The sequence below is a fragment of the Methylobacterium tarhaniae genome (assembly GCF_001043955.1).
Lineage (GTDB): Bacteria > Pseudomonadota > Alphaproteobacteria > Rhizobiales > Beijerinckiaceae > Methylobacterium > Methylobacterium tarhaniae.
Genome location: NZ_LABZ01000125.1, coordinates 1 through 16,327, shown reverse-complemented (window position 1 = coordinate 16,327; position 16,327 = coordinate 1). Strand labels below are relative to the sequence as shown.

Here is a 16,327-nt window from a genome sequence, read left to right as displayed (position 1 = left end):
CTCAGTACCGCGCCGGCACGTACATCTCGGCCGGGATCGGGCCGCGGACGTAGTCGGGATTGCGCACCCGCTCGGGCAGGAGGACGGGCGGGCGCTCGACCGTGCCGTAGGGCACCTGCTCCAGCAGGTGGCTGATGCAGTTGAGGCGGGCGCGCTGCTTGTCGACGGCGTCGACCACCCACCACGGCGCCTCCGGGATGTGGGTGCGGGCCAGCATGTCCTCCTTGGCGCGGGTGTAGCTCTCCCAGCGCCGGCGCGACTCGACGTCCATCGGGCTGAGCTTCCACTGCTTGAGGGGGTCGCGGATGCGCATCTCGAAGCGGTAGGATTGCTCGGCGTCGGTGATCGAGAACCAGTATTTCACCAGGACGATGCCTGAGCGCACCAGCATGCGCTCGAATTCCGGCACCGAGCGGAAGAACTCCTCGACCTCGGACTCGGTGCAGAAGCCCATGACCCGCTCGACGCCGGCCCGGTTGTACCAGGAGCGGTCGAACAGCACCATCTCGCCGCCGGTCGGCAGGTGGCTGACGTAGCGCTGGAAGTACCACTGGCCGCGCTCGCGCTCGCTCGGGGCGGGGAGGGCGGCGACGCGGCAGACGCGCGGGTTGAGGCGCTGGGTGATGCGGTTGATGACGCCGCCCTTGCCGGCGGAATCGCGCCCCTCGAACAGCACCACGAGCTTGAGCTTGTTGGCCTGGACCCAGTCCTGGAGCCGGACCAGCTCGTGCTGCAGGCGCAGCAGCTCGCGGAAATAGAGCCGCCGGTCGAGCCCGGGGGCAGTGCCCTCCGGCGGCGGCACCAGCCCGGCGAGGCGCTCCTCCTCGATCTCGAGTTCCAGCTCCTCGTCATACGCTTCCGCGATCTCCCGCCGCAGGGCCTCGATCGTCGCCGATTGCTGCGACGCCTCGAACTCGCTCATGGCCGTCCTCGCCCCTCTCCTGTCATGCGATTCCCGCCTTACAGCAGCGGCACGTGACACCCGTGAGAAGAGGCGGCGAGGGCGCCACGGCGCAGCCTCGCGCCGTGGCCGGAAGCGGGTGCGTCAGCGCCGGGTCGTGGAGCCCGCAGTGCCGGACTTCGTGTCGCCGGTGCCGCCGCGCGAAGTCGTCCCGGTCGTCTCGGACTTCATCTCGTGGCCCGGCGCATAGCCGGACGCGCCGGGGCTGCCCTTCGCGCTGCCCCGTTCCTGCATCTCGTGGCCCGGCGACCGTGCCGAGGCACCGGGCTGCTCGGCAGCGATCGCGCCTCCCCCGAAAGTCATCGCTGCCAGCAGGGCGATCGAGATCTGCTTCATCGCTGTCTCCTGTCGAGAATCGGCATCGAAACGGCATCGCCGACACAGTGGTTCCGCGCCACGAGCGCGCTCACCGCAATCGGCGGTGAGATGAAATCTGTCGTGCGCCGGGTCGTGAGAGGGTGGAACGGTTTCCGGCGCATCGCCGTTGCTGGCGTCATTCGATCCGCATTGATCGCTCCGGAGATGTGCCGATGCCCAGAACCCTCCTTCCTCTCGCCTTCACCGCCATGGCTGCGGCGACCGGCCTGTTCGGCGCCACCACCGCGGCGCAGGCCGATCCGCCTTGGGCCCGCGGCGGCTATGGCGAAACCCGCGGTGGCTACGGTGAGGTCCGCGGCGGCCCACCGGCCTGGGCGCCGGCGCATGGCTGGCGCCGCAAGATGGAGCGCTGGGGCGACGATCGCCCTTACCGGGCGACGCGCTACCGGGAGGAGCGGCGGTCCTACGACCGCTATTGAGGATCAGGCCGGAGGCGGGTCAGGCCCGGCTCCGGCCGACCGGGCCCGCAGGCGCCCGCGCGGCTTGGCTCACCGCCTGGGTCTCCGACGGCCCGGGGCAAGCGGGCACGGCCTCGCCGCCGCGGGAGCCCGGCCTCGGACGACAAACCTCGGGCCGGCCGCCGCAACACGCCTCGGTCAGGTAGTCGGTCAGGTCGGCGAGGCCGGCCGGGCGCGCAGTATAGATCACCGACACGCCCTGCCGGCGCGATTCGACCAGGCCGGCCTCCAGCAATTGCCGCAGATGAAAGGTCAGGGTCGAAGGCGCGCAGCCGATCGCGGCACCGAGTTGGCCGGCCGGCATCCCTTCGGGAAAGGCGTGCAGCAGGGTTCGCAAGGCGCGCAGGCGCATCTCCTGCGCCAGGGCGACGAGGGCCGCGAGGGCTCCGGTTTCATCGCGCATCGGTCACGCTTCTATTGCCATCGAAATTCGAACCGTTAAAAAGAAGGTATTCAACGGGATCAGGGGCCCACTCCCGACAATGAAGACCGATCCGATCGCGCACTCGCCCGCGCCGCCACCGCCATCCGATACGATTCCCTCCCACCTCATCCAAGACTACCTCAGAAAACCCCTGCAACAATATTTCTGCCCGGTCGCTCAGTCGGAGCTGCCGGAGCGCCTCGCCGAATTGCTGACGCGCTTCGAGGCCGCCCTGGCCGCGAGAGGCGAGGCGATCAGCTTCGACTTCCGTAACGCTTTGATGACGGCTCTGCCGGCCCTGCGCACCTTCGGTCTGTCGCTGTCGCACGACGTGGTACGGGCCGACGACCTGGTTCAGGAAACCTGCGCCCGGGCCTGGGCGAACCAGCACCGTTTCCAAGCCGGCACGAACTTCACTGCTTGGCTCTTCACGATCATGCGCAACCAGTTCTATACGGAACTGCGGAAAGGGCGCCGGGAAGTCGAGGATGGCGACGGCGTGCTTGCCGGTCAACTGGCGGCACCCGCCGACCAGGACCATGCCAGCACCCTGCGGGTCGTGCGGGAGCGGATGGAAGCCCTGCCCGAGGCCCAGCGTCAGGCGCTGTTGCTGATCGGCGCCGAGGGCTACACCTACGAGGAAGCGGCCGTGCGGCTCGGCTGCCAGGTCGGCACGGTGAAGAGCCGGGTGAGCCGGGCCCGCTCGTCGCTGCTGGCGGCGCTCGGCGAGGTCGTCGATCACTGATCGACCTCACGCAAGTCGCGACGCCCGAGGCCGCGGCTCAGCGTCTCTCGGCGGGGTGGCTGGACCGGGCGAGATGAGTGGTGGGGGAAGTAGGACTCGAACCTACGAAGGCATAGCCAGCGGATTTACAGTCCGCCCCCTTTGCCGCTCGGGACATTCCCCCACGCTGCCGTCGCCGGCAGGGACCGCCGCGTCGGCGGCGGGTCCTTATGCTGGGGCGGCCTGTCGCTGTCAAGGCGACCGCACGACCCCAAAACCCAAGACCATCGATATCCGAAGAGACCGACGATGGCGGGATAAACTGAATGATGTGATGGTGGGGGAAGTAGGACTCGAACCTACGAAGGCATAGCCAGCGGATTTACAGTCCGCCCCCTTTGCCGCTCGGGACATTCCCCCACGCTGCCGTCACCGGCAGGGGCCGCCTCTCGGCGACGGGGCCCTTATGGTGGGGCGGTCGGGGGGTGTCAAGCCGCGATCGGTGGCCGGCTCACCGGAGCCGTTTCAGCTCGCCTCCGCCACGTCGCACAGGCGCAGCTCGACCCGGTCGGCGCCGCGCCAGCGGTCGCGGGAGAGGGTGCCGGCAGCATGGATGTCGCGGCCGATATGCGAGAGCAGGAGCCGCCCGACCGGCGATTCCGCCGCCCGGAACGCGATGGCGCCGACCGCGACGCCGTCGCGGCCGCGCAGCTGCGCCTTGACGTGGCCGGTGCCGACGACGCGCGCGTCGGCGACCCGGTGGCGGGCCAGCGCGAAGACCGGCTCCGGCGCGCCCTGGCCGAAGGGGCCCGCCCGCTCCACGGCATCCGCCAGGTCCGGCTGCACGCCGCCGGCGGAGACGAGGCCGTCGACCAGCAGGGCCTCGCCGAGGCGCGCCTCGGCCACGGAGGCGGCGAGGTCGCCGGAGAGCGCCTCGCGGAAGCGGTCGAGGTCGAGGGCGGCCAGCGTCACGCCCGCCGCCATGGCGTGGCCGCCGCCTTTGGCGGCGAGACCCGCCTCGACGCAGGCCCGGACCGCCCGGCCGAGATCGGCACCGGGAATCGAGCGGCCGGAACCGGTGGCGGTGCCGTCCTGGCGGAGCGCAAAGGCGAAGGCCGGGCGGCCGAAGCGCTCCTTCAGCCGCGCCGCGATCAGCCCGACGATGCCCGGATGCCAGTCCGGGCTGCCGGCGACGAGGACTGGCTGGTCGGGATCGCGCTCCAGGCGCATCCCCATCTCGGCCTCGGCTTGCGCCACGGCGGCGGCCTCGATCGCCTGGCGCTCGCGGTTGAGGGCATCGAGCTGCGCCGCGATGCCGGCGGCCTCGATCGGATCCTCGCACAGGAGCAGGCGGGCGCCGAGGGTCGAATCGCCGATGCGTCCGCCGGCATTGATGCGAGGGCCCAGCAGGAAGCCGAGATGCCAGGCCTGCGGCGCTTCCCCGAGGCCGGCCGCGTCGAGGAGGGCGGCGAGGCCGCGCCGGCCGCGGCCGCGCATCACCGCGAGGCCCTGGCGCACGAAGGCGCGGTTGAGGCCGTGGAGCGGCACCACGTCGGCGATGGTGGCGAGGGCCACGAGGTCGAGCCCGGCCATCAGGTCGGGGATGGCGAGGCCGTCCCGGCGCAGGCGCCGGTTGAGCGCCACGAGGGTGAGGAAGACCACCCCGGCGGCACAGAGATGGCCGAGGCCCGAGAGGTCGTCGAGGCGGTTCGGGTTAACGACGGCGCGAGCCTGCGGGAGCATTTCCGGCGCGCCGTGATGGTCGAGGACCACCACATCCATCCCGAGGCGGGCGGCCTCGGCCAGGGGCTCGTGCCCGGCCGTGCCGCAATCGACGGTGACGAGGAGCGTCGCGCCCTCCTCGGCCAGCATCCGCACCGCCGCGACGTTGGGGCCGTAGCCCTCCGTGATGCGGTCGGGGATGTGCAGCCGGTAGGGCACGCCGAGGTCGCGCAGCGCGCTCGCCAGGAGCGCGGCGCTCGCCGCGCCGTCGACGTCGTAATCGCCGAAGATCGCGACCTTCTCGCGCTTGAGGATCGCGGCGGCCAGGCGATCGGCCGCCGCCTCCATGTCGACGAGCACCGCAGGGTCCGGCAGCAGGTCGCGCAGGCGCGGCTCCAGGAAGCCCGGCACGGCATGCAGGTCGATCCCACGGCCGGCCAGCACCCGGGCCAGCACCTCCGGCAGGCCGTGCCCCTGCGCGATCGCGACCGCCAGGCTCTGCGCCGGCGCCGAGGCGCAGCGCTCGTGCCAGGGCCGCCCGAGCGCCGAGCGGTGAACGTCGAGGAGGGGGCGGGGCAGGTCGAGGAGCATGGACACGGGGCGCAGTGTAGCGGGATTCGCGCGCGGGCGCTGCCGCAGCCGGGCGACACCTGTGGGTCGTGTGTGAGGCATGGGCTCCCGGAAGAGGCGCCCGAACCCTCCCCCCTCTGCGGGGGAGGGTGCCCCACGGCGAGTGCGAAGCACCCGTGCGTGGGGCGGGAGAGGGGACGCCGCTTCCGGAGAGGTCGCGACCCTCGTGAATGCAGTGACCTGGATCAGCGTCGCGCTGCCCCTCTCCCGGCCCGCATTCGCTCGCCACCCTCCCCCCGCAGAGGGGCGAGGGTTCACCCGCGCGGGCCCCTTGAACGAAAAAAGCGGGGCACGAGGCCCCGCTTCTCCATCCAGGGCCAAGCCCCGTCTCATCCCAACCCCTCGCGGGGCAACGGCATCAGAAGTTCTTGACGATCTCGTCGACCACCTTCTTGGCGTCGCCGAACAGCATCATGGTGTTGTCGCGGAAGAACACCTCGTTCTCGACGCCGGCATAGCCCGAGCCCATGCCGCGCTTGATGAACAGCACGGTCTTGGCCCGCTCCACGTCGAGGATCGGCATGCCGTAGATCGGCGATTGCGGATCGGTCTTGGCGGCCGGGTTGGTGACGTCGTTGGCGCCGATCACGAAGGCCACGTCGGCCTGCGGGAACTCGCCGTTGATGTCCTCCAGCTCGTGCACCTCGTCGTAGGGCACGTTGGCCTCGGCGAGGAGCACGTTCATGTGGCCCGGCATGCGGCCCGCCACCGGATGGATGGCGTACTTGACGTCGACGCCGGCCTTCTTGAGCTGGTCGGCCATCTCGCGGAGCGAGTGCTGGGCCTGCGCCACCGCCATGCCGTAGCCCGGCACGATGATGACCTTCTCGGCGTTCTTCATGATGAAGGCCGCATCATCCGCCGAGCCCTGCTTCACCGGCCGGGTCTCGACCTGGCCGCCGCCCGAGGCCGCCGCGGCGTCGCCGCCGAAGCCGCCGAGGATCACCGAGATGAACGAGCGGTTCATCGCGTGGCACATGATGTAGGACAGGATCGCGCCCGAGGAGCCGACCAGCGCGCCGGTGATGATCAGCGCGAGGTTGCCGAGCGTGAAGCCGATGCCCGCGGCCGCCCAGCCCGAATACGAGTTGAGCATCGAGACCACGACCGGCATGTCCGCGCCGCCGATCGGGATGATCAGGAGGCCGCCGAGCACGAAGGACAGGATCACGATCAGCCAGAACAGCACCTTGCTGCCGCCGCCGATGAAGCCGGCGAGCAACGCCACCAGCACGATGGCGAGCACGATGTTGATGGCGTGGCGCTGCGGCAGCATGATCGGCTTGCCCGACATGCGCCCGTCGAGCTTGAGGAACGCGATCACCGAGCCGGTGAAGGTGATGGCGCCGATGGCGACGCCGAGCCCCATCTCGAACAGCGACTGCTTGTGGATGGCGCCGTTCTCGATGATGCCGAAGGCCTGCGGCGCGTAGAGGGCGCCGGCCGCCACCGCGACGGCCGCGAGGCCGACGAGGGAGTGGAAGGCCGCGACGAGCTGCGGCATCGCCGTCATCGGCACGCGCTTGGCGATCACCGCGCCGGCGCCGCCGCCGATGCCGAGGCCGAGCAGGACCAGGAACCACGCTCCGACGCCGGACGGCGCGTGGCCGATCAGCGTCGTCAGGATGGCGATGCCCATGCCGATCATGCCGTACAGGTTGCCCTGCCGGGAGGTGGTCGGGTGGGACAGGCCCCGCAGCGCCAGGATGAACAGGACGCCGGAGACGAGGTAGAGGAGCGAGGAGACGTTCTCCGACATCGCCTCAGGCCTTCTTCTTGTACATGCTGAGCATGCGCTGGGTGACGAGGAAGCCGCCGAAGATGTTCACGCTGGCGAAGACCAGGCCGATGAACCCGAAGAAGCGGGCCCAGCCGGTGCCCTTCTCGATCAGCGGGACGCCGACGGCGAGGAGCGCGCCGACCACGATCACCGAGGAGATCGCGTTGGTGACGGACATCAGCGGGGTGTGGAGGGCCGGGGTGACCGACCAGACCACGTAATAGCCGACGAAGATCGCCAGCACGAAGATCGCGAGGCGGAACACGGTCGGGTCGATGGCGCCGTGGGTCGCGGCGGCGACGCCGTGGCCGACGCTGTCGGCGATGATCGCGGCCTGGTCGGCGGCGCGGGCGGCGATGTCGGCCGCGTTGCGGGCGGCGGCGGCGGCGGCACGCGCCTGCTCGGCCGCCTGGTCGGGGGGAAGGGTGGCCATGAGGTCTCCTCCGATTGCGGGCGAGCGGCTACGCCGCCTTGGGCTGGAAGTTCGGGTGGACGACGGCGCCGTCGCGGGTCAGGCAGGTCGCCTTGACGAGCTCGTCGTCCCACTTCACCGCCAGCGTCTTCGCGGCCTTGTCGACGAGCGTCTCGACGAAGGCGTAGAGGTTGCGGGCGTAGAGGCTCGACGAGGTCGCGGCGAGACGGCCCGGCACGTTGGCGTAGCCGACGATCTTCACGCCGTTCTCGGTCTCGACGACCTCGTCGGCCTTGACGCCCTCGACGTTGCCGCCGCGCTCGACCGCGAGGTCGACGAGGACCGAGCCCGGCCGCATCGCCGCCACCATGTCGGCGGTGACGAGCTTCGGCGCCGGCCTCCCCGGGATCAGCGCGGTGGTGACCACGATGTCCTGCTTGGCGATGTGGCTCGCCACGAGTTCCGCCTGCTTCTTGCGGTACTCGGCCGACATCTCCTTGGCGTAGCCGCCGGCGGTCTCGGCCTGCTTGAACTCCTCGTCCTCGACGGCGACGAACTTGGCGCCGAGCGACTCGACCTGCTCCTTGGCGGCGGGCCGCACGTCGGTGGCGGTCACCACCGCGCCGAGGCGGCGGGCGGTCGCGATGGCCTGGAGGCCGGCGACGCCGGCGCCCATCACGAAGATGCGCGCCGCCGGGACGGTGCCGGCCGCGGTCATCATCATCGGCAGGGCCCGGCCGTAGACGGCGGCGCCGTCGACCACCGCGCGGTAGCCCGCGAGGTTGGCCTGGCTCGAGAGCACGTCCATCACCTGGGCGCGGGTGATGCGGGGCATCAGCTCCATGGCGATCGCCGACACGCCGGCATCGGCCATCGCCTTCACCTCGGCCTCGTGGCCGTAGGGATCCATGATCGCGACCACGATCGCGCCGCGCTTCAGCGCGGGCAATTCGTCGGCGGCGGGACGGCGCACCTTGAGGACGATGTCCGCGCCCTCGGCCGCGGCCTTGGCGTCCGGCGCGATCGAGGCGCCGGCGGCCTCGTACTCGGCATCCGGTACGCCGGCCTTCAGGCCCGCGCCGGACTGCACCGTCACCTCGGCCCCGAGAGCCTTGTACTTCTTCACCGTTTCCGGGACTGCCGCCACTCGCGGCTCCGCCGGATCGGTCTCGGATAGGACCGCGATCCGCATTCAGACTTCCTTTGGTCGATACACGGCGCGGTGCGCCGATCCCCCCCATGGGTCGACATGTACAAGGCCACGCCTGCCCCACAACTGTAAAGCCGTTCCCTCACGCGAGGGAACGGCTTCGGTTACAAATCTCTCACTATTAAGTCATGCACAATTTATATGCGCAATGAGGAAAGGGCGGGCAGGCCGCCCGCCCCTCAGTAGAAGGCCAGCATGAGGGCGAGCAGAGCGGCCACCACGGCGGGGGCGCGCCAGCCGATGCCGGGAGCGAGGGCGCCGATGGCCCCGGCGACGCCGCCGAGCACCACGCCGACGATGGCGGAGACCCAGGCCTCGCGCACGCCGCCGACGGCGAGCGACAGAACCCAGCAGATCACGACGCCGGTGGCGATCTCGACGAAGGTGACGAACCCGCGATAGGTCGCCTCGTGCGACGGGCCGTCCATCTCCGGGCTGTAGGCGGAGTCGGTGGCGTGATTGATGTCGGCCATGATGCGGTAGACCCCGTCTTGTGCTCGTTGGCCGGGCTTTAGCGCATGCTCAAGGTCCCGGCAATCAGCCGGTTCGGGGCCGGCCTGCGCCGCGCGGGTCCGACCGGCCACGCTGCAAATCCTTGCAGCCGCTTGCGTCTTCGGTGCGGGACCGCCCCGGATCGGTACCGGGGGCAGTCATAGGTCAAAGGTCAAAGGTGCGGATCCGCACCTTTTTCCAGGTCCAAGGCAGCGGGCACGGGTCCGCACCGGCCCCTCAGGCCGGCTGCGGCAGGCCCACCTTCTCCAGGGCCGCGTGCTGCCGGGCCGCGAGTTCGTCGAGGGAGAAGCTGTCGATCTGGGCCTCGAACAGGCGGTGGTAGTTCAGCTCCGAGCGCAGGTGCAGGAACACCGCGCCGAGGCCGACCGCCGCCCGGTCCATGAACACGAATTCCCGCGGCACCGTGACGGGCCCGCGCTCCTTGAGGGCGCGGTGGACCTCGAAGGCCTGGCGGCGGCCGTACTCGCTCGGCTTGACGCCGTCCGCCACCGTGCGGACCCGGTCCTCGAGGAGCGGCCCGTAGATGAAGCGCGCCCAGATGTTGAGGATGTCGACGAGGTCGCGGGTGAGGTTGCGAAAGCCCCAGCTCTCGTAGGCGTGGACGATCCGGGCCTCGTCGCCGTGCAGAAGCCCCTTGTAGAGGTCGACCACGCCGCCGACGAAGCGGGGGTGGAAGATGCGGATGCAGCCGTAATCGAGCAGGTTGATGCCCGCGGGCTCGCCCCCCTCGGAGAAGACCGTGTAATTGCCGAGATGGGGATCGCCGTGAATCACCGCGGAGCGGCTGAAGGGGTGCCACCAGGCCTGGAACATCGCGTGGGCGAGGCGGTTGCGCACCTCCAGCGGCCCGCCGGTGAAGGTCAGGATCTTCTCGCCCTCGAGCCAGCCCTGGGTGAGGAGGCGCTTCGTGGACAGGTCGGGATGGACGACCGGGACCCTGACCGTCTCGACGCCCTTCAGCACGTCGGCGTAGAGGGCGGCGTGCTTGGCCTCGCGGGTATAGTCGAGTTCCTCCCGCACCCGGTCGCCGATCTCCTTGGCGATCTCCCGGGTATCGATGACCGAGCTGATGCGCCGGTGCAGGGCGAAGGCGAGTTCGAGCTGCTTCAGGTCCGCCTCGACGGCGGATTGCATGTCCGGATATTGCAGCTTGCAGGCGAGCGGCGTGCCGTCCAGGGCCTCGGCCCGGTGGACTTGGCCGAGGGAGGCCGCCGCCGCCGGCCGAAGATCGAAGGTGCCGAAGCGCTCCTTCCACTGAGGACCGAGCTCGGCGGCCATGCGGCGCTTGACGAAGGCCGCCCCCATCGGCGGCGCCTCGGATTGCAGCTTCTGCAATTCGGCGGCGTATTCGGGCGGCAGCAGGTCCGGCACGGTGGCGAGCAACTGCGCCACCTTCATGATCGGGCCCTTCAGGCCGCCGAGGGCCTGGGCCAGGGCCGCGGCGCTCGTCACGTCCTCGCCCTTGCGGCCGAGGAGCCGCGCGCCGGCCATCCGGGCGGCGACGCCACCCACATTGGCGCCGACCTTCGCGTAGCGGGCGGCGCGGGCGGAGAAGCGATTGGCTTCGCTGTCGGAAGCGGACATGTGGGATGAGGCTCGTGCGAGGATGCGCGCGAGGACCCGCGCGCCGGACGTTCGAGCCTTAGATAAGCCCGGGCCTCGGCAGCGCCAGGGCGACCGGACAGCGCGGGGAGAGGGACATCCGGTCCAGGGCCGCCCCGGGGACCTGGGCGCGTCGCCTCAGGTCTGCCGCAGGGCGGCGCGCAGCACCCGCACCATCTCCTCGATGGCGCCGTCCTGGTCCTGGGCGCGGACCGCGTAGTCGACGGAGGCGTCGAGATGGGTGCTGATGAGCTGGAGCACCGCCTCGCGCACCGCTGCGGTGATGGCATTCATCTGCTGCACCTCGTCGAGGCAGTAGCGATCTTCCTGCACCATCGCCTGGAGGCCGCGCACCTGGCCCTCGATGCGCTTGAGGCGCTGGAGGATAGGCTTTTTCTCCTCCTCGGTGCGGCGGATCTGCAGGCGGCCGTCGACGTATTGATAATCCATGATGTGCCTTCCCCGACCGGGGGTCCGTCTCGTCAGGGGGGGCGAGGGCGGCCCGGGCGACGTCGGGTCTGGTGATCGATTGCCGCCCTGTCCCTAAGGAACGGCAATCGATCTCCCATCAGGGGCGCGCAGGTCAAGCTCAATCTTGGCGCCCGGCTCACGCGCCCCTGCGCCGGACGGCCTAGGTCTTGCTGTTGGTGACCGGGGCCGAGGTCATCTGCTCCTTCTGGGCGCCGGAATCGGGCCGGGCAGGGCCGAGCACCGGCTCCTCGCCGAGAGGCTCGAAAGCCCGGTAGTGGAACTGGCCCTTGCCGTCGATCGACGGCCCCTCCGAGTAGCGGCCCGGGGGAACCGGCGTGCCGTTGCGCTCGGTGCCCATGAACATGTAGCTGAACTCTTGGGCTTCCTTCGACTGGTCGAAGCTGTTGGGCACCGGCAGCCCTTCCTTGAGCCCGCCCATGTCCTCGATGATCGCCAGCCATTGCTGCTGGTGCATGGTGTCCCGGGCGATGAGGAAGCTGAGCATGTCCTGCATGCCCTTGTCGTGGGTGGAGTTGTAGAGCCGCACCGCCAGGGTCCGGCCGGTCGCCTCCGCCGCCACGTTGCAGAACATGTCGCCGACGAGGTTGCCGCTGGCATAGACGTGGGAGCAGTCGAACGGCGCGCCATCGCAATCGACGGGCAAGGCCGCCATGCCGGTGGAGAGCAGGTGGCGCTGGAGCATGCCCTCGACGACGTGCCGCGGGCGCTCGCCCCCCATCACCGCCCCGACGATCGGGTTGGCCTGGGCGGTGGTCTCCTGGAGGGTGGCCGGCGCGTCCTCGAGGTTGAGGGCGACCGCCGTCGACAGCATCTCGATATGGCTGATCTCCTCGGTGGCGGTGTTGAGCAGCACGTCGCGGTACTTGGTGGTCGGGCCGCGGGCGCCCCAGGCCTGGAAGAAGTACTGCAGGCAGACGCGGATCTCGCCCTCGATGCCGCCGATCGCCTGCTGGAGCTGGCGGGCGAACAGGGGGTCGGGCTTCTCGACCTTGACCGGGTACTGCAGGCGCTTGTCGTGATAGTACATCGGGGTCTCCTGGCCGGTTGTCGCGATGATCCCGGGCGCGCCGCGCCGCTGACCCCATGCCGGTATGATCATACTCAGTATGGGTATTGGAATCGCCGACCAACGCCTTGCCGGTGGGGTGGTTCGAGCGGGGCGGGCGGGTTTTTCGCGGAGGAGAGGGCCGGACGCATTGGGAGCGGGCGAATCGCGCATCGCCGGATTCGACGATGCGCTCCCCATCCCACAGGTTTGGCCGGTCCGCCCCGTCCATTCCAGGCTGGTGACAGGCTGTCGGGGAAAGGCGTGGCGCGCTTCTCTCCCGAGTGGAAGAGGGGATCCCGCGCTTGATTTTATAGGATTTTAGTCCGCAGAGCCCTGCCGCATGCTCGGAGAGGAGAGGAGCAGCGCATCCTCGTTTCGAACAAAGTCCCGGTTATCCCCGCCGCCGACCGGGATGACAGCGAACCGGCGAATCTCCCGACGGCGCTGGACGCAATCGATCGGCCGCCACGAGACGCGACAAAACCGGGCTCCGGCCGACGCCGATCCCGGTCTTACGCAGTCGAAACGACTTCCAACCAAACGGATGTTTGGTGGAGCTGAGGGGATTCGAACCCCTGACCTCCGCAGTGCGATTGCGGCGCTCTCCCATCTGAGCTACAGCCCCGCCGTAAGCGGGCATATGTCATATCGCCGAGGCGATGTCACTACCCGGTGGCTCCGTACCACCTGCCCCGTCACCCGGCCAACCCTGCGTTAACCACGCTGGGCAGGCCTGGTGGAGCTGAGGGGATTCGAACCCCTGACCTCCGCAGTGCGATTGCGGCGCTCTCCCATCTGAGCTACAGCCCCGTCCGAGGCGGGTGCCTTGTAGGCCGGCCCTTCTCAGCCTGTCAATTCCCTTGGTGGGCCCGCCGCGCCGCGATGGCGCGCGGGCGCCCCGGGCTCGCACGGACCGCGCATGCGCTCGATTCTCTGGCTCATCGACAACATCATCACGCTCTACGTGTACCTGCTCATCGCCAGCGCGGTGCTGAGCTGGCTGGTCGCCTTCAACGTGGTCAACGTGCGCAACCCGATCGTGTCGCAGATCGGGGAGTTCCTGTTCCGGGTGACCGAGCCGGCCCTGCGGCCGATCCGGCGCATCCTGCCGAATCTCGGCGGCATCGACATCTCGCCGATCATCCTGGTCCTCGGCCTGTTCTTCCTGCGCAACCTGATGTTCGAGATCTTCGCCGGCATGGCGTAGGCCGGCCGTGGCGACCCCGCCCTGGCGGGTGACGCCTGCGGGGATCGAGGTCCGCGTGCGGGCCACCCCGCGGGGCGGGCGCGACGCCCTCGACGGCGTCGAGACCCGGGACGACGGCGCCGCCGTCTTGAAGGTGCGGGTGCGGGCGGCGCCGGAGGACGGCGCCGCCAACGCGGCGATCCGGGACGTGCTGCGGCGCGCCCTCGGCTTGCCGGCCTCCTCGGTGACCCTCGCCACCGGGGCCACCGCGCGGATCAAGCTGTTCCGCATCGCCGGCGACGGGCCGGCCCTGGCGGGGCGGCTCCAGGCCCTGACGGGCGAACCGCCCATCGGCGGGGCTTGACCGTAGGGCGGGGCTGCTCCTCAAATCACCAGGACGGCATCGGCCGGGAGCGGCCCGCTCCCCGCCCGCCGGCCACCATTTCAGGGCCTGCCGTGCGCCGTGAGCGTCCGGCAGGCCCTTGCACGAAGGCGCGACGATGAAGACCAATCCAGGCCGCTTCTTCGAGGATTTCCGCCTCGGGGAGACCATCCGCCACGCCACGCCGCGCACGGTCACCACCGGCGACGTGGCGCTCTACACCGCGCTCTACGGCCCGCGCTTCGCGGTCCAGTCCTCCGACGCCTTCGCGGCGGCCTTCGGTTACGCCCGGGCCCCCCTCGACGACCTCCTGGTGTTCCACGTCGTGTTCGGCAAGACGGTGCCGGACATCTCGCTCAATGCGGTGGCCAATCTCGGCTACGCGGAAGGCCGCTTCCTGCGCCCGGTCTATCCCGGCGAGACCCTGAATTCGGTCTCGGAGGTGATCGGCCTCAAGGAGAGTTCGAACCGCCAGACCGGGGTGGTCTATGTCCGCTCCACCGGCACCGACGCACAGGGCGAGGCGGTGCTGAGCTATTGCCGCTGGGTGCTGGTGCGCAAGCGCGATCCCGAAGCCGCAATCGCCGAGGAGGCGGTGCCGAGCCTCGCCAAGGCGGTGGCGCCGGAGGACCTGGCCCGCGGCCTGCCGCCGCTGAACGCGCAGGCCTACGATCTCGGCCTTGCTGGCAGCCCGCACCGGTTCGGTGATTACGCGGCCGGCGAGCGCATCGACCACGTCGACGGCATGACCGTCGAGGAGGCCGAGCACCAGATCGCCACCCGGCTGTTCCAGAACACCGCCAAGGTCCATTTCGACGGCTTTGCGGCCAAGGACACCCGCTTCGGCAAGCGGCTGATCTATGGCGGCCACGTCATCTCGCTCGCCCGGGCCCTGAGCTTCAACGGGCTGGGCAACGCCTTCTCGATCGCCGGCATCAATGCCGGGCGCCACGTCGCGCCGCTGTTCTCCGGCGACACGGTCTATGCGTGGAGCGAGGTGCTGGCGACCGCGGACCTGCCCGGGCGCAACGATGTCGGGGCGCTTCGCCTGCGCACGGTCGCAACCAAGAACCAGCCCTGCACCGCCCATCCGGACAAGGCCGGCGAGGGCTACGACCCGGCGGTGATCCTCGATCTCGATTACTGGGCGCTGATGCCGCGCTGAGCGCCGTGTCGCGGGCGCCGCCCCGCGGCGCCCGCGAGGAGATCCCGCTTCGGCCCCGCGACCGCGACTGCGGTGCCCCGGCCGCGATCGTCATCCGGGCAGGATGCTCGGGACGGCCGGCGACGATGCCGGAGTCCTGACGTAACGTGTCATTCATCGGTCGGTCGTAACCAGTTCGGAGGAAAGATCGGACGACGACCCCATGCTGACGCGGTTCTCACGCAAAGACGGTTTTCTCGAACTGCTCGCGACGCGTGCCGGCGTCGGCCTGTGGGAGGTGATCCCGTACCAAGGCGACCTCACGCATCCGAAGACCAAGGTGACCTGGACGCCCGAGTTCCGGCGCGTCGTCGGCTACACGACGGTCGAGTCGTATCCGGACACGCTGGAATCGTGGTCGAGCCGGATCTACCCCGAGGACCTCGACCGCATCATGACCGCCTTCGCGGCGGCGATCAAAGACGTGAAGAACCAGGGCGCCTACGACGTCAAGTACCGGATCGTGATGCCGGACGGGACGCCGCGCTGGTTCCGGGCCACCGGCGGCGCCGCCTACGATGCGAACGGCGTGCCGCTGCGGATCTGCGGCTCGCTGGTCGACATCCAGGCCGAGATGGACATCAAGGCCAACGACGAGGCGCGGGCCAGGCGCGTCGACGAGATGGTCGCCGCCTTCGCGCGGGACTCGCAGGCCCTGTTCGCCAGCCTGTCGCAGGCCGCCGCCGAGATGCAGGCGGCCGCCGCCGCCATGGCCGGCACCGCCGACCAGACCAGCGCCCGCTCGAGCGCGGTGGCGAGTTCCGCCATGCACACCTCGACCAATATCGGCACGGTGGCGGCGGCCTCCGAGGAGCTGGGCAGCTCCGTGACCGAGATCGGCCGCCAGGTCCAGGGCTCGGCGACCCTGGCCGAGGCGGCGGTGGTCGAGGCCGACGGAACCGCGCGGCTGGTGCAGGAGCTGAGCGGCGCGGTGAGCAAGATCGGCGACGTGGTGAGCCTGATCTCGTCGATCGCCGGCCAGACCAACCTCCTGGCGCTCAACGCCACGATCGAGGCGGCGCGGGCCGGCGAGGCGGGGCGGGCGCTCCCGGGGGGGGGCGCGGGGGGCGGCGCAGCCGCCCCCCCCACCGCCTCGAAGGGCGCGGGGGCGCGCCCGCAACATCCCCGGGTCCCGGGGTCTTGCTGTGTCTCTTACAGCTCTTACGCCGCGCCGCACCATACAAGGAGGGGTGTGCGAGGG

Annotated in this window: 17 protein-coding genes and 4 tRNA genes; 6 read left to right on the top strand and 15 right to left on the bottom strand. The window is 70.3% G+C overall.

What is annotated here, in order from left to right:
* Position 1 precedes the first annotated feature (1 nt).
* Both ppk2 and VQ03_RS17790 read right to left on the bottom strand, forming a co-directional pair.
* Positions 2 to 922 carry a polyphosphate kinase 2 gene (gene ppk2, locus VQ03_RS17795; protein WP_048452232.1) on the bottom strand — a complete coding sequence of 307 codons (921 nt, stop codon included), beginning with the start codon at positions 920 to 922 and terminating at the stop codon, positions 2 to 4.
* 123 nt (positions 923 to 1,045) lie between these two features.
* Complete coding sequence (locus tag VQ03_RS17790) at positions 1,046 to 1,297, bottom strand: hypothetical protein (protein WP_048452231.1); 252 nt, start codon at positions 1,295 to 1,297, stop codon at positions 1,046 to 1,048.
* 194 nt (positions 1,298 to 1,491) lie between these two features.
* Here VQ03_RS17790 and VQ03_RS17785 point away from each other — a divergent pair, with 194 nt between their 5' ends.
* Positions 1,492 to 1,758 carry a hypothetical protein gene (locus VQ03_RS17785; protein ID WP_048452230.1) on the top strand — a complete coding sequence of 89 codons (267 nt, stop codon included), beginning with the start codon at positions 1,492 to 1,494 and terminating at the stop codon, positions 1,756 to 1,758.
* Between the two features lie 19 nt (positions 1,759 to 1,777).
* Here VQ03_RS17785 and VQ03_RS17780 read toward each other — a convergent pair whose 3' ends face one another.
* Complete coding sequence (locus VQ03_RS17780) at positions 1,778 to 2,200, bottom strand: ArsR/SmtB family transcription factor (RefSeq protein ID WP_048452229.1); 423 nt, start codon at positions 2,198 to 2,200, stop codon at positions 1,778 to 1,780.
* Between the two features lie 79 nt (positions 2,201 to 2,279).
* Between VQ03_RS17780 and VQ03_RS17775 the strand changes: the two genes are divergently transcribed.
* Positions 2,280 to 2,966, top strand: a complete 687-nt coding sequence (locus VQ03_RS17775) for a sigma-70 family RNA polymerase sigma factor (RefSeq protein ID WP_053078636.1) — start codon at positions 2,280 to 2,282, stop codon at positions 2,964 to 2,966.
* Between the two features lie 78 nt (positions 2,967 to 3,044).
* On the opposite strand, the gene VQ03_RS17770 is transcribed toward VQ03_RS17775, so the two are convergent.
* The 12 genes from VQ03_RS17770 to VQ03_RS17715 all read right to left on the bottom strand — a co-directional run bounded on the left by VQ03_RS17770 (position 3,045) and on the right by VQ03_RS17715 (position 13,164).
* Positions 3,045 to 3,129 (bottom strand) — tRNA-Tyr (locus VQ03_RS17770).
* 151 nt (positions 3,130 to 3,280) lie between these two features.
* Positions 3,281 to 3,365, bottom strand: a tRNA-Tyr gene (locus VQ03_RS17765).
* 105 nt (positions 3,366 to 3,470) lie between these two features.
* Positions 3,471 to 5,258, bottom strand: coding sequence for a single-stranded-DNA-specific exonuclease RecJ (gene recJ / locus VQ03_RS17760; RefSeq protein WP_208605521.1), 1,788 nt, complete (start codon positions 5,256 to 5,258; stop codon positions 3,471 to 3,473).
* Between the two features lie 397 nt (positions 5,259 to 5,655).
* Entirely contained in the window at positions 5,656 to 7,056 is a 1,401-nt protein-coding gene (locus VQ03_RS17755) for an NAD(P)(+) transhydrogenase (Re/Si-specific) subunit beta (protein WP_048452227.1), read from the bottom strand.
* Positions 7,057 to 7,060: 4 nt separating this feature from the next.
* Positions 7,061 to 7,510, bottom strand: a complete 450-nt coding sequence (locus tag VQ03_RS17750) for a proton-translocating transhydrogenase family protein (RefSeq protein ID WP_048432898.1) — start codon at positions 7,508 to 7,510, stop codon at positions 7,061 to 7,063.
* 28 nt (positions 7,511 to 7,538) lie between these two features.
* Positions 7,539 to 8,681, bottom strand: coding sequence for a Re/Si-specific NAD(P)(+) transhydrogenase subunit alpha (locus VQ03_RS17745; RefSeq protein WP_048452226.1), 1,143 nt, complete (start codon positions 8,679 to 8,681; stop codon positions 7,539 to 7,541).
* Between the two features lie 197 nt (positions 8,682 to 8,878).
* Complete coding sequence (locus VQ03_RS17740) at positions 8,879 to 9,172, bottom strand: aa3-type cytochrome c oxidase subunit IV (protein ID WP_048452225.1); 294 nt, start codon at positions 9,170 to 9,172, stop codon at positions 8,879 to 8,881.
* Between the two features lie 256 nt (positions 9,173 to 9,428).
* On the bottom strand, positions 9,429 to 10,796 hold the full coding sequence (locus VQ03_RS17735; RefSeq protein WP_048452224.1) for an ABC1 kinase family protein: 1,368 nt from the start codon (positions 10,794 to 10,796) through the stop codon (positions 9,429 to 9,431).
* Positions 10,797 to 10,952: 156 nt separating this feature from the next.
* Complete coding sequence (locus VQ03_RS17730) at positions 10,953 to 11,264, bottom strand: metal-sensitive transcriptional regulator (protein ID WP_048452223.1); 312 nt, start codon at positions 11,262 to 11,264, stop codon at positions 10,953 to 10,955.
* Positions 11,265 to 11,445: 181 nt separating this feature from the next.
* Positions 11,446 to 12,333, bottom strand: coding sequence for a manganese catalase family protein (locus VQ03_RS17725; protein WP_048452222.1), 888 nt, complete (start codon positions 12,331 to 12,333; stop codon positions 11,446 to 11,448).
* Between the two features lie 570 nt (positions 12,334 to 12,903).
* A tRNA-Ala gene (locus VQ03_RS17720) sits at positions 12,904 to 12,979 on the bottom strand.
* A 109-nt stretch (positions 12,980 to 13,088) separates the two neighbouring features.
* Positions 13,089 to 13,164, bottom strand: a tRNA-Ala gene (locus VQ03_RS17715).
* 109 nt (positions 13,165 to 13,273) lie between these two features.
* Here VQ03_RS17715 and VQ03_RS17710 point away from each other — a divergent pair.
* From VQ03_RS17710 to VQ03_RS32020, 4 genes are all read left to right on the top strand, one after another.
* Positions 13,274 to 13,561 carry a YggT family protein gene (locus VQ03_RS17710; protein WP_048452221.1) on the top strand — a complete coding sequence of 96 codons (288 nt, stop codon included), beginning with the start codon at positions 13,274 to 13,276 and terminating at the stop codon, positions 13,559 to 13,561.
* A gap of 7 nt (positions 13,562 to 13,568) precedes the next feature.
* Positions 13,569 to 13,904, top strand: a complete 336-nt coding sequence (locus VQ03_RS17705) for a DUF167 family protein (protein ID WP_048452220.1) — start codon at positions 13,569 to 13,571, stop codon at positions 13,902 to 13,904.
* Positions 13,905 to 14,040: 136 nt separating this feature from the next.
* Entirely contained in the window at positions 14,041 to 15,087 is a 1,047-nt protein-coding gene (locus VQ03_RS17700; RefSeq protein WP_048452219.1) for a MaoC family dehydratase, read from the top strand.
* A 202-nt stretch (positions 15,088 to 15,289) separates the two neighbouring features.
* A partial coding sequence (locus VQ03_RS32020) for a methyl-accepting chemotaxis protein (RefSeq protein ID WP_053078635.1) occupies positions 15,290 to 16,327 on the top strand: 1,038 nt, incomplete at its 3' end.

What these genes read in the sequence shown, in the direction of transcription:
- recJ (WP_208605521.1), bottom strand. Translation starts at nt 5,258, where the DNA reads ATGCTCCTCGACCTGCCCCGCCCCCTCCTCGACGTTCACCGCTCGGCG.
- VQ03_RS17790 (WP_048452231.1), bottom strand. Translation starts at nt 1,297, where the DNA reads ATGAAGCAGATCTCGATCGCCCTGCTGGCAGCGATGACTTTCGGGGGA.
- VQ03_RS17740 (WP_048452225.1), bottom strand. Translation starts at nt 9,172, where the DNA reads ATGGCCGACATCAATCACGCCACCGACTCCGCCTACAGCCCGGAGATG.
- ppk2 (WP_048452232.1), bottom strand. Translation starts at nt 922, where the DNA reads ATGAGCGAGTTCGAGGCGTCGCAGCAATCGGCGACGATCGAGGCCCTG.
- VQ03_RS17745 (WP_048452226.1), bottom strand. Translation starts at nt 8,681, where the DNA reads ATGCGGATCGCGGTCCTATCCGAGACCGATCCGGCGGAGCCGCGAGTG.
- VQ03_RS17735 (WP_048452224.1), bottom strand. Translation starts at nt 10,796, where the DNA reads ATGTCCGCTTCCGACAGCGAAGCCAATCGCTTCTCCGCCCGCGCCGCC.
- VQ03_RS17775 (WP_053078636.1), top strand. Translation starts at nt 2,280, where the DNA reads ATGAAGACCGATCCGATCGCGCACTCGCCCGCGCCGCCACCGCCATCC.
- VQ03_RS17725 (WP_048452222.1), bottom strand. Translation starts at nt 12,333, where the DNA reads ATGTACTATCACGACAAGCGCCTGCAGTACCCGGTCAAGGTCGAGAAG.
- VQ03_RS17730 (WP_048452223.1), bottom strand. Translation starts at nt 11,264, where the DNA reads ATGGATTATCAATACGTCGACGGCCGCCTGCAGATCCGCCGCACCGAG.
- VQ03_RS17755 (WP_048452227.1), bottom strand. Translation starts at nt 7,056, where the DNA reads ATGTCGGAGAACGTCTCCTCGCTCCTCTACCTCGTCTCCGGCGTCCTG.
- VQ03_RS17785 (WP_048452230.1), top strand. Translation starts at nt 1,492, where the DNA reads ATGCCCAGAACCCTCCTTCCTCTCGCCTTCACCGCCATGGCTGCGGCG.
- VQ03_RS17780 (WP_048452229.1), bottom strand. Translation starts at nt 2,200, where the DNA reads ATGCGCGATGAAACCGGAGCCCTCGCGGCCCTCGTCGCCCTGGCGCAG.
- VQ03_RS17700 (WP_048452219.1), top strand. Translation starts at nt 14,041, where the DNA reads ATGAAGACCAATCCAGGCCGCTTCTTCGAGGATTTCCGCCTCGGGGAG.
- VQ03_RS17750 (WP_048432898.1), bottom strand. Translation starts at nt 7,510, where the DNA reads ATGGCCACCCTTCCCCCCGACCAGGCGGCCGAGCAGGCGCGTGCCGCC.
- VQ03_RS17710 (WP_048452221.1), top strand. Translation starts at nt 13,274, where the DNA reads ATGCGCTCGATTCTCTGGCTCATCGACAACATCATCACGCTCTACGTG.